Below are 11,473 nucleotides of genomic sequence, written 5' to 3'. Positions count from 1 at the left end.
ATGGCGACCCCGACTCCCGGCGGAGAGAAGAAGTTCAAGCCCTTCCCGAAGAAGCAGATCCAGTACTTCGAGAAGCGCCTGATGGAGGAACGCCGACGCGTGCTCAAGGAGCTCGGCCACTACGACGAGACCTTCGGCAACACGCCGCAAGGCGCCGACGGCGATCTCTCGGCGTACTCGTTCCATATGGCTGACCAGGGCACCGACGCGATGGAGCGCGAGAAGGCGTTCCTCTTCGCGTCCAAGGAAGGTCGCTTCCTGTGGCACGTGGACCAGGCGCTGCGGCGGCTGTATCGCACGCCCGAAGAATTCGGGAAGTGCCACAACTGCGGCGGCGAGGTGGGCTTCGATCGCCTCGATGCGCTGCCGCACGCGCGGTACTGCATCGACTGCAAGCAGCGTGAGGAAGATGGGAAGAAGTGAGCCGGGGGGCTTCGGCCCCGCCGGGGTGCTGGGAATCGTCGGCGGGATCGTGCTTGTCGACGCGTTCACCAAGCTGCTGGCGGTGGACCGGCTGGTACCGGTGCACGTGCCGCACCCGGTGCTCGGCGAGTACCTGCGGTGGACGCTGGTCTACAATCCGGGCGCGGCCTTTGGGTTGCACTTGGGTCCGTGGTCGCGCTGGATCTTCGTCCTCCTGACCTTCGTGGCCCTGGCGGTGCTGTGGTCGATGTACCGCAGCAGCGCGCCGCACGCGCGCCTCAGGGTCATCGCGCTGGCGAGCATCGCGGGCGGGGCAGTGGGGAACCTCGTGGATCGGCTGCGCTCGGCGCGCGGCGTGGTGGACTTCATCGACGTCGGCGTGGGCGCGTGGCGCTGGCCGACCTTCAACGTGGCGGACATCGCGGTGAGCTGCGGCGCGATCACGCTGGCGGTGATCCTCTGGCGCGAGGACGTCGCGGCCGAGCGCCGCGCCAAAGCCGAGGCGGCGTCGTCGTCGGGCTCGGCGGCGGATGCCGACGCCCATCCCTCGGCCTGACGTGCGCGAGCCCCTGACGCCGGGGCGGCACGCGTTCACGCTCGAGCGCGGCGAGCGCGGCGCGCGACTGGATCTCGTCGTGGCCGGACGCTGCGGGTGCTCGCGCACGCAGGCGGCGACGCTCATCGCCACCGGCAAGGTCACGCTCGACGGCGCGGTGCAGCGCGCGAGCCACCGCGTGGAAGGCCACGAGGCACTGGTGGTTGAGATTCCGACGCCGCCCGGACGCGAGGTCGTGCCCGAGCAGATCCCGATTCAGGTCGTGTTCGAGGACGAGGACCTCGTCGTCGTGGACAAGCCGGCGGGGATGGTCGTGCATCCGGCGCCAGGGAACTGGACTGGGACGCTGGTGAACGCGCTGATGGGGCGCGGGCAGGGGTTGGCGGAAGGCGGCGGCGCCGAGCGCGCCGGCCTCGTGCACCGGCTCGACAAAGAGACCAGCGGACTGCTGGTCGTCGCCAAGACGGACCGGGCCCATCGTTCGCTCTCGGCGCAGATCGCGGCGCGCACGGTGAAGCGGCGCTACGCCTGCCTGGCCTGGGGCCACCTGACCGAAGACCGCATCACCGTCGACAAGCCGCTCGCGCGGGACCCGAACGACCGCACGCGGATGGCGGTGCGTCAGGACGGGCGGGCGGCGCGCACGGACTTTACGCGCCTGGCGCGCTTCGACGCGGTGGACCTGCTGCGGGCGGACCTGCACAGCGGGCGCACGCACCAGATTCGCGTGCACCTGACGAGCATCGGCCACCCGGTGGCTGGTGACGATACTTACGGAGGCGGGGGAGGGCGGCGGCTGCTGGACCTGCCGCCGAAGCGGCATTTCCTGCACGCCGCCTGGCTCGTCTTTACACATCCGCTCACTGGGGCACCGATGGACCTGCGCTGCCCGCTACCGGAGGACCTCCGGCGCTCGTTGGCCCGGGCGGCGGAGGACCCGTCGCTGTTTGCCCACCCCGATGCCCTGGAGTACTTTGGCTTCTATAGAGGAACCGACTGACCTGCCGGTCGTCCCCGGGTTGGAAGCCGGGGCGGACGGGGAGGGGGACGAGGCTCGGTACCTGGTGGCGCGCGCGAGCGGCCAGCGGGTGGCGATTCCTTTGCTGTCCACCCGGGAGGTCCTGACGGTTCGGGGCGTGACGCGACTGCCCGGCGCACCGTCTTTCATAGCTGGGCTGGTGAATGTGCGTGGGACGGTGTTGACGGTGATGGACTTGGCGGTGCGGCTGGGTGGCGCGCCGGCGTCGGGACCGGTGGTGGTCGTGGACCTAGCGGAGCGTCGGTTCGGGCTCCGGGTGGATGCGGTGGACGGAGTGGCTCGCGCCGCAGCGGCGGAGGAAGGCGTGGAGGAAGCGCGGTCGGCCCAGGGGGCGGTGCGCGGCCTCGTGCGGCTCCCCGACGGCGCGGCGCTGGTGATGGATGTGGCGGCCCTGCAGCGCGCGGCACTCGCCGACGCGTGAGCGCACGGAACGCCGGACACTTGGGACTCTGAGGGAGGAACGCGTGGCTCCGACGGTGCTGATCTGCGACGATGCGATCTTTATGCGCACGATGGTCGGTGACATCCTGACGCAGGCGGGATTCGAGATCGTCGGTGAGGCCGAGACCGGCACACAGGCGGTGGAGCGCTACAAGGCGCTGCGTCCCGATCTCGTCACGATGGACATCGTGATGCCGGATATGGGTGGCATCGACGCGGTGCGCGAAATCACGCAGTTCGATCCCAACGCCAAGGTCCTGATGTGCAGCGCGATGGGACAGCAGTCGCTGGTGGTGGAGGCGATCCAGGCCGGTGCCAAGGACTTCGTGGTGAAGCCCTTCCAGCCGAGCCGCGTGCTGGAGGCGGTGCAGCGGGTCCTGGGCTAAAGCCCCGGTCGCGCCCCGCCGATCCGCCCCGTGGATCCCTCGCGTTACGCCGAACTGTTCCGCACCGAGAGCCGCGAACAGCTCTCGGCCATCAATCGCGCGCTGTTGGCGATCGAGCAGGGGGATGACCCCGCCGAAGCCGTGGACGCGATTTTCCGCGGTGTGCACACGATCAAGGGAATGAGCGCGACGATGGGCTACGTGGCCGTCGCCGAGTTCTCGCACGAGCTGGAGTCGCTGCTCTCCAAGGTGCGCGACGGGGACCAGTCCGTGAGCGCCGAGCTGATGGACGCGCTGTTCGCCGCGGCTGACGCGCTCGAGGACGGCATTGAGCATTCCCGCGACGGCGCGGTGATGACGCCGGCGATGCAGCAGGCGCTGGAGCGTCTGCACGACATCGCGGGCGGGCGGTCGACGGCGGAGTTCCCGGTGATGCGCGCCAGTGGGGCGGTGCGGCTGCTGGCGGCGGCGCTCGATCCACTCGACGGCCCGGGCACCTTGGTGCACGTGGTGCAGGAGCCGACCGCGGTACTGCCGGGCGTGCGCGCGTTTATGGCGGTGCAGCGGCTGCGCGCGCTGGGCGAGGTGCTGGGCTGCGTGCCGTCTGCGGAGCAACTGCAGGCGGCGACGTCACCGCAGACCTTCAGCGTGCGGATGCAGACCGCGGCGGGTGTGGCCGAACTGGAGCAGGCGGTGCGCAGCGCCGGCGATGTGGCCACGGTACGCGTTGAGGAACGCGCCGAGGCGCGTGCCGAAGCGCGCCCAAGCGAGCCGGCGCAGGAGCGAGCGGACGCGCGCCCCTCGCGCGCGGTGACCGTGGAGCTGGCCGGCGAGGCGGCGGCGCAGACCGGCGAGCACCCGATGCGCCGCGTCAGCGATGTGCTCGGAGTGGCCGACACGCTGGGGCCGGCCGAGCGTGGCGTAGCCCCGCGGGCGCGGCACGTGCGTATCGAGCTGGCGCGGCTGGATGCGCTGCTGGACCTCGTCGGCGAGCTGGTGATCGTGCGCGGCCGTTTGCAGGCGCTCACGCGCGGCACCGCTGACGCGGCGCTGGCGGCGGCGATGGACGATGCGACGCGATTGATCGCGGACCTGCAGTCCGAAGTGATGACGAGCCGCCTGGTGCCGGTGGGTCAGGTGTTCGATCGCTTTCCGCGCCTCGTGCGCGACGTGGCGCGACAGGTGGGCAAGGACGTGCTTTTCGCGATCGAGGGAAAGGAGATCGAGCTCGACCGCTCGGTGCTCGACGAGATCGGCGAGCCGGTGGTGCATCTGCTGCGCAACGCGGTGGACCACGGTCTGGAGCCGCCGGCCGACCGCGAGGCGGCAGGCAAGCCGCGAGCTGGACGGCTCACGCTCTCAGCGCAGCGTGACCGCAACGCGGTGGTGATCACGGTGCGTGACGACGGACGCGGCATCGACCGCGCCAAGGTATTGCAGCGCGCGATCGAGCGCGGACTCGTGCCGACGGAGACGGAGCGGCTGGACGACGACGCGCTGCTGCGCTGCATCGCACAGCCGGGCTTCAGCACCAGCGAGGCGGTGACGGCACTGTCCGGACGTGGCGTGGGGGTGGACGCAGTGATCAGTCGCGTGCGTGCGCTGGGCGGGTCAGTGGAACTCGTCACGACGCCGGGCGCGGGCACGACGGTGATGCTGCGTCTGCCGGTGACGCTGGCGATCGTCCGCGCGCTCTTGGCGCGCGTGGGTGCCGAGCGCTACGCGCTGCCGCTGACGCACGTGCGCGAGACGCTGGAGCGCGGGACGGCCGTGCTACGGCCGGTCCAAGGCCGCGAGATGCTGGTGCTGCGGGACGAAGTCTTGCCGTTGCTGCGCCTGCGCGAGGTAGTGCACCTGCAGGCCGAGACCCCGTTGGACGAGGAGATCGTGGTGATTGAGCGGGGTGACCGGCGCGCGGCGCTGGTGGTAGACGAACTCACGGCGCAGGAGGACATCGTGGTGAAGGCGTTCGACGGTGCTCGCGACGGGCTCGCGCTGTTCAGCGGCGCGACGATCCTCGCGGACGGGGCACCGGCACTCATCGTGGACGTGGGGAGTCTCCTGTGACGCATCCTCCGGACGACGTACGGTCGCTCTCGCGTGCGGCGCTCGACGCGCTGCGCGAAGTCGCGAATATCGGGGCGGGGCACGCCGCCACCGCGCTCAGCCAGATCACCGGGCAGCGCATCATGATCTCGGTGCCGCAGATCAACGTCGCAGCCATCGAGGACGTGCCAAACCAGATCGCCGAGGGCGAGGAGCCGGTGGCGGCGGTGGCCATCCGCATCGCCGGCGATCTCACGGGCCTCACGCTGCTGGTGTTCCCGCAGCCGATTGCCCATCGCATCGCCGGCCTGATGATGGGCGGGCGCGAGGTCACCGCGCTGGGGGCGATCGAGGAGAGCGCGCTCAAGGAGGCGGGCAACATCCTTTCGGCGGCGTACCTGAACGCGTTGGCCGAGTTCCTCGGAATGCGCATCCTCAACTCGCCGCCGGAGCTGGCGATCGATATGAGCGATGCGGTGCTCAGCTCCACGTACGTCGCCACGGCCGAGGGTGCCTCGCACGTGTTCTGTGTGGAGAGCGAGTTCCAACTGCAGAATGATGCGACACCGCTGCGCGGATTCTTCCTGTTGCTGCCGGACGCCGTCTCCCTGCGCGCAATGCTCACCGCCATCCGGGTCGCGTGAACCGACCGTCCACCGCCGCCGTGTCGCAGCGGGACCGCGAGGTCCTGCGTGGTTTCGCGCGCCGCATCGATCCGGCCGACGCGGGGGCGCACAACAATCTTGGGGTGCTGTACTTCACCAAGGGCCTCTACGAAGAGGCGGTGGACGCCTTCACCCAGGCGCTCGAACTCGACCCGAAGATGCAGGTCGCGCAGCGCAACCTGGAGATCGCGTACTTCAACACCGGCTACTACGACCGCCGCGTGGCCGAGCTGCGTGAACGGCTGCGGCAGCGGCCGGACGACCGCGATACGCGCTGGGAGCTCGGCCGCGCCTTCGCCCTGCTCGGTCAGCCGGAAGACGCCATCCCCGAGTTTCAGGCGCTACTCGCACTGCGCCCTGGCGACGTCGGCACAATGATCCAGCTCGGTCTCGCCGAGAAGGCGGTCGGACGGCTCGGCGTGGCGCTGAGTTGGTTCCGCACGGCGCTCCTTCGGGACCCGCAGAGCGGGCTGCTGCACTTCTACGTCGGTGAGGTGCTCTACAACCAGGGTGCCTTCGACGAAGCGCTCACCTCGCTGCAGCGCGCCATCCAGCTGAACCCGGACCAACCGGACGCGCACTTCCTGCTCTCGTTCGTGCTCGGCGATATGGGGCAGCACGACGAGGCGCAGAAGGCCAGCAAGCGCGCGGTACAGCTGAATCCCGCGCTCTCGCGCGCGCAGGCCAACCTCTCGCTCGACGACTACGATCCCAAGAAGTACGAGCAACTAGTGCCGGGGCGGCAGGCGCGAAAGTCGCAGCAGCAGATGCAGATCGCCGAAGGCGAGCCACTGGCGCACTACACGCTGGGGCAGGCGTTCCGGCAGCAAGGGATGCTGGACGAGGCGATGAAGGAGTACGAGTTGGCGTTGGTGCACGGGGAGGACCGCGCGCTGGTGGTGCAGGCGACGGCCGAGCTGCACCTATTACGCAAGGAACCGCAGCCGGCCATCGGGTTGTACGACGAACTGCTGGGTGAGCGCGCTGATTCGCCGAAGCTCTGGAACGAGCGCGGCGTGGCGCTGCACCAGACCGGTGACCACGCCGCCGCCGCGGAGAGCTATCGCCAGGCGCTTGCGGCCGATCCGCAGTACGCGATTGCACGCAACAACCTCGCGGTGGCGCTGTTCCACGCCAACGTGCCTGAGGAGGCGATCGACGAATTCCGCGAGGCGCTGCACGCGAGCCCAGGCTTCTCCAAGGCGCGCTTGAACCTCGCGTTGATGTTGGTGCGTGCGAAGCGTTTCCAACTGGCGCTGGAGGCCTACCGGCAGGCGCTGGAGTCGGACGCGGAGTCAGCGCTGGCGTGGAACGGCGTGGGCCTCGTGTTGGCCGAGCTGCGGCGCTTCGACGAGGCGCGCACGGCATACGCGCGCGCCATCCAGATCCGGCCCGACTACGCCGAGGCGCACTATAACCTCAGCTTCACGCTGACGAGCCTCGGCGACTACGCCGGCGCGCTGCGCGAGACCAAGCGCGCGCTGGAGATCGACCCGTACTACACGCCGCAGACCTTCCAGCTCGCCATCGACCTCGAGTTCGAGGACGTGGACCTCACGGTCGTACCCGAGCTGGGCGGCGAACACCGGCTCAGCGGCGGGGTGGAGAGCTTCGAGTTCGACAGCAGTATCCTCGAGCCGATCTTCCGCCAGTTGGAGCCGACGCCCGAGACGCCGGCACCGGCCGCAGAAGCCGGCGTCGATCCCTATGCCCTGGCGGAGGACTTCCTCTCGAAGGGCCTGGTGGACCGCGCGATGGCCGAGGTGCGGCGCGCGATGCAGCGCGGCGCCGACGCCGCGCGCGGTGACGTGCTGCTGGGCGAGGCCTTTGGCCGACAGGGTGCCTGGGGCGACGCGCTGGAGCGCTTCGAGGCGGCGCGCCGCGCCCAGCCGGACCATCCCGAGGCGCTGCGTGGCGAGACGCAGGCGCTGTTGATGCTGGGGCGCGGCAGCGACGCGGCAGTGCCCGCCGCGCGATTGCTCGAGGTGTTGCCGCAGGACGTCGACGCGCTGCTGCTCGTGGCGACGGCGCGCTTCGAGAGCGGCGATCCGGAAGCTGCGCTTGAGGTGCTCGACCGCGCCCGCCGCGCCGATCCCGGGCGCGCCGAGGTGCTGCGTGGCATCGGCAACGTGCTCAAGGCGATGGGCAACGTGGACGCGGCAATCTCGTCATATCGGCACGCGCTCGCCATCGATGGTGACTTCGCGGCCGTGCGCTACGACCTCGCGCAACTGCTGATCACGCGCGGGGATTTCTCTGAGGCGGAGCGCGAACTGCTGCTCGCGCTCGACGCCGTGCCCACCTACGCAGACGCGACCTTGGCGCTGGCCGGGCTGCACCGCCGGCTCGAGGCGCCGGATAAGGCGCTGCGCCTGCTCATCGAGTTTCTCGAGCGCGATTCGTACAGCTTCGACGGCCTGGTGGCGCTGGGCGAACTCTTGCTGGACCTCGACCGACCCGACGATGCAGCCTTTGCGTTCCAGCGCGTGCTGCGCTTCGATCCCGAGCACGTGGGCGCGGTGTTTCACCAAGGCCTGCTGTTGGCGCGACAGGAACGCTACCGCGAGGCGGTGGCCTGCTTCCGGCGCGTGGCCGAGCTGGAGCCGCAGGGCGAGTTCGCCCGCCGCGCCTTCCGCGAGGCGCGGGCGGTGCAGCAGCGGTTGGAAGGCAGTGATCCCGAGGCGGAGGTCTGATGGCAATCGAAGGCCCACTCCGCGAACTCGGCATCCACGACGTCTTCCAGCTGCTCGATCTCAGCCGGAAGACCGGCACGCTCACGGTCACGTCGGCCCTGCGCGACAACGAGGGCGTGGTGCTGTTCGAGAACGGCAAGGTGATTTCGGCCAGCATCAGGTCCAACCCGCATCGCATCGGCGACCTGTTGGTGCGCTCGGGGCGCCTGACGGACGCCGACCTCGCGCGCGTCCGCGAGGCACAGGACACGGGGGACCGCCGGCGCTTCGGCGAGATCCTCGTCAGCCTCGGTCTCGTGACCTCGCGCGAGATGGACCGGCAGATGCGCCTGCAGATTGAAGCCGTCGTCTTCGAGCTGATGTCGTGGTCGGAAGGACACTTCCGGTTCACCGAAGGCCTGAGCGACGACGCGCTGCGCGATGCCTCGGCGCCGCTGGGCACCGAGTCGCTGCTGATGGAGGGGGCGCGCCGCATCGACGAGTGGTCGCGCATCGCGGACCGCGTACCGAACCTCTCGGTGATTCCCGACCTCGCGCCGGGCGACGCCGACCATCCGGCCCTGCTGGACCTGCTGCCGCAGGAGTGGAAGGTGTTGGCGATGATCGACGGGCAGACGGACCTGCGGACGATCGCCGCGACGGTGTCGATGAGCGAGTTCGACGTGGCGCGCGTGATGTACGGCCTCGTGAGCACGGGCGTGGTGATCCTGCGGCAGCCGTCGCGGCAGGTGACGCCGGTGGCCCTGCCGAGCGAGCCTCGGCGCGCCGCGCACCAGACGCCGCACGACGCGCTGCCGAGCGCGCTGCGCCGCGGCGCCGACTACTTCCGGCGCGGCGCCCTGAGCGACGGCATCGCGACCTGGAGCGCGTTCATCGAGGCGACGCCGCAGTATCCCTCCGCCGCCGCCCTGCGCGATGCGGTGGTCGGGGCCACACGGCTGCTGGAAGTGCTCGAGCGGGAGGTGCCCGTTGAGCACTGACATCCGGGCGATGAGCGAGCAGCTGGCGGCGGATCCGTCGAGCTTGATCTTCCTGCCCCTGGCCGAGCAGTTGCTGGCGCGCGGCGAGTACGCCAACGCGCTGCGGGTGGCCCGCAAGGGCGCGGACCGCCACGCGCACCGCGCCGACGTGCACGACCTCGTGGCGCGCATTGCGCTGGCGATGGGCGATGAGCCGACCGCGGAGCGCGCGTGGCAGGCGTCGATGGCGATTGCGGCGGACTTCGGCGCCGCGCACCGCGGGATGGGATTCCTCTGCTACCGCCAGGGGCGTTGGGACGAGGCCGAGCAGCACCTCGCGAAGGCGCGCGCCGCGACGCCCGGAGACCCGGCGCTGGAAGCGGCCTGGGAAGCGCTACACGTCGCACGTGCGGAGTCGCAGCAGCTCACCGCCGCACCTGCTGCCGCCAGCGCCGCCGAAGCCGCGGGCGGATTGTTCGACGGGTCCCTCGGCGAGACGGGGCAGGTGGCCCTGCTGCTCGATGCCGACGGTTTGGTCGTGGCGGGGCACTACCACACGGCCGACGGCGAAGACCTCGGCGCGGTGATCGGCGCGCATCTCTCCGGCGTGAGCGACGAGGCCGACCGCGCGATGCGGCACTTCGGCCTCGGGGCGTGGACGCGCATCGCCATCGAGACCGAGGCGGCCACCGTCGTGATGGCGCCGACGGGCGACGGCGTGACGCTCATTGCGGCGCCGCGCGAGACGCCGCTGGGACTCGTGCGCCGCACGCTCGACCAGTGCGCGCAGGTGGCGACGCAATGGCTCGGAGGCGGACGATGAGCGCCTTCGCTCCGATCCTCGCCAGCGTGACGCGGCATCGTGGCGTGACGGCCTGTCTCGTGGTCGCCGAGGAAGATGGCATCGTGGTCGACGCGACCGCGCAGGTGGGCGTGGACACGGCGGCCTTCGCGGCGCTCACGGCGTCGCTGTTCCGCAAGGCCTCGCGGGCGGCGGCCAGCGCCGGCTTCGGCGGCACGAGCTTCTGCGACCTCGAGGCGGAGCGGGGCCGCGTGCTCGCGGCGGGCCGCAACGGCCTGGTGGTGGTGGCGGTGGCCGATACGCGCGCCAACTTCGGGCTGCTGCGCGTGGACCTGCTGAAGGCGGCGGGGAGTCTATGATCCGCCACACGATGACCATCGGCTGGGCGGATGCACCGCTCAAGCGATTCGTGGACGAAGCGCGGCTGGAGCTCGCCGTCCTGATGCACTCGAGCGGGCAGGTGCTGGCGCAGGTGGGCTTCCAGCGCTCGCTGGATGTGCAGACGGCCTGCGCGCTCTCGGCGGCCATCAACGCCTCGGCCGAGCACTTGGGCGGGATGGTGGACGGCAAACCGTTCACCGGCCTGCATTACGCCGGCAAGGCGCGGCAGATTTATCTCGGGCAGGTGCCGGCGGGGGCACAGCGGCTGCTGGTGCTGGCGGTGTTCGACGCCGAGAGCTCGCTGGGCATCGTGCAGCTGTACCTCAAGGAGCTGTACGCGGATATCGCCGCGGCGGCCCCGGCGGCGACGGACGCGAGCCCGGCGCTGGCGGAGAACTTCGAGCAGGACCTCAATCGCAACCTCGCCCAGCTCTTCGGGAGGGGCTGATGCCGGCCATCGACCACCTTCGCGGGACCGCCTCGTGAGCCTCGTCAACTACGCCACGCGCGAGATCACGTGCAAGATCGTCTATTACGGGCCCGGACGGTCCGGCAAGACGACGAACCTGCACTACATCCACGGGCAGGTGCCGACGGACCGCAAGGGCCAGATGGTCTCGCTGGCGACGCAGACGGACCGCACGCTGTTCTTCGACTTCCTGCCGATCGACCTCGGGACGATCTCGGGCTTCACCACGCGCTTCCAGCTCTACACGGTGCCGGGGCAGGTGTACTACCAGACGACGCGCAAGCTGGTGCTGCAGGGCGCCGACGGCGTGGTGTTCGTCGCCGATTCGCAGGCGCGGCAGTTGCAGGAGAACATCGAGAGCTTCCAGGACCTGCACGAGAACCTCGCCGAGCAGGGCGTGGACGCGCGCACGATGCCGCTGGTGATCCAGTACAACAAGATCGACCTGCCGGCCGAGTTGCGGACGCCGGTGCCGGAGCTCGAAGACGCCATCAACTTCCGCGGCGTGCCGTCGTTCACCGCCGACGCGCTGCACGGCGCTGGCGTGTTCGAGACGCTGCGCGGCATCTCGGAGCAGGTGCTGCGCAAGCTGAGCGCGGGGCGGACCGGCTAG

The 11,473-nt window shown here is 70.3% G+C and carries 13 protein-coding genes; all 13 read left to right on the top strand.

Features of this window, described 5'->3' with window-relative positions:
• The 13 genes from KF689_07820 to KF689_07760 are packed head-to-tail and all read left to right on the top strand — an operon-like array spanning position 1 to position 11,473.
• A complete protein-coding gene (locus tag KF689_07820) occupies positions 1-423 on the top strand; it encodes a TraR/DksA family transcriptional regulator (GenBank protein ID MBX3133275.1) in 423 nt (140 codons plus the stop codon).
• Positions 410-979 (top strand): signal peptidase II, encoded by a 570-nt coding sequence (gene lspA / locus KF689_07815; GenBank protein MBX3133274.1) that lies wholly within the window; start codon positions 410-412, stop codon positions 977-979. Before KF689_07820 ends, lspA begins: the two co-directional genes overlap by 14 nt.
• A 1-nt stretch (position 980) precedes the next feature.
• Positions 981-1,979 (top strand): RluA family pseudouridine synthase, encoded by a 999-nt coding sequence (locus tag KF689_07810; GenBank protein ID MBX3133273.1) that lies wholly within the window; start codon positions 981-983, stop codon positions 1,977-1,979.
• Positions 1,939-2,439 (top strand): chemotaxis protein CheW, encoded by a 501-nt coding sequence (locus KF689_07805; GenBank protein ID MBX3133272.1) that lies wholly within the window; start codon positions 1,939-1,941, stop codon positions 2,437-2,439. The genes KF689_07810 and KF689_07805 overlap by 41 nt, the downstream gene beginning before the upstream one ends.
• A 43-nt stretch (positions 2,440-2,482) precedes the next feature.
• Positions 2,483-2,845 (top strand): response regulator, encoded by a 363-nt coding sequence (locus tag KF689_07800; GenBank protein MBX3133271.1) that lies wholly within the window; start codon positions 2,483-2,485, stop codon positions 2,843-2,845.
• A 30-nt stretch (positions 2,846-2,875) separates the two neighbouring features.
• A complete protein-coding gene (locus KF689_07795; GenBank protein MBX3133270.1) occupies positions 2,876-4,912 on the top strand; it encodes a chemotaxis protein CheA in 2,037 nt (678 codons plus the stop codon).
• Positions 4,909-5,535, top strand: coding sequence for a chemotaxis protein CheC (locus tag KF689_07790; protein MBX3133269.1), 627 nt, complete (start codon positions 4,909-4,911; stop codon positions 5,533-5,535). Before KF689_07795 ends, KF689_07790 begins: the two co-directional genes overlap by 4 nt.
• On the top strand, positions 5,532-8,249 hold the full coding sequence (locus tag KF689_07785; GenBank protein MBX3133268.1) for a tetratricopeptide repeat protein: 2,718 nt from the start codon (positions 5,532-5,534) through the stop codon (positions 8,247-8,249). Before KF689_07790 ends, KF689_07785 begins: the two co-directional genes overlap by 4 nt.
• The gene (locus KF689_07780; protein MBX3133267.1) at positions 8,249-9,229 is read left to right on the top strand and encodes a DUF4388 domain-containing protein; all 981 of its coding nucleotides are present in this window, start codon (positions 8,249-8,251) and stop codon (positions 9,227-9,229) included. Before KF689_07785 ends, KF689_07780 begins: the two co-directional genes overlap by 1 nt.
• A complete protein-coding gene (locus KF689_07775) occupies positions 9,219-10,031 on the top strand; it encodes a tetratricopeptide repeat protein (protein ID MBX3133266.1) in 813 nt (270 codons plus the stop codon). Before KF689_07780 ends, KF689_07775 begins: the two co-directional genes overlap by 11 nt.
• Entirely contained in the window at positions 10,028-10,369 is a 342-nt protein-coding gene (locus tag KF689_07770; protein ID MBX3133265.1) for a roadblock/LC7 domain-containing protein, read from the top strand. Before KF689_07775 ends, KF689_07770 begins: the two co-directional genes overlap by 4 nt.
• Positions 10,366-10,839, top strand: a complete 474-nt coding sequence (locus tag KF689_07765) for a hypothetical protein (GenBank protein MBX3133264.1) — start codon at positions 10,366-10,368, stop codon at positions 10,837-10,839. The genes KF689_07770 and KF689_07765 overlap by 4 nt, the downstream gene beginning before the upstream one ends.
• A gap of 34 nt (positions 10,840-10,873) precedes the next feature.
• Positions 10,874-11,473 carry a GTPase domain-containing protein gene (locus KF689_07760; GenBank protein ID MBX3133263.1) on the top strand — a complete coding sequence of 200 codons (600 nt, stop codon included), beginning with the start codon at positions 10,874-10,876 and terminating at the stop codon, positions 11,471-11,473.

This window comes from Gemmatimonadaceae bacterium, from assembly GCA_019637355.1.
GTDB lineage: Bacteria > Gemmatimonadota > Gemmatimonadetes > Gemmatimonadales > Gemmatimonadaceae > Pseudogemmatithrix.
Note: the sequence above shows the minus strand (reverse complement) of the source record. Positions and strands in the feature narration are given on the sequence as shown.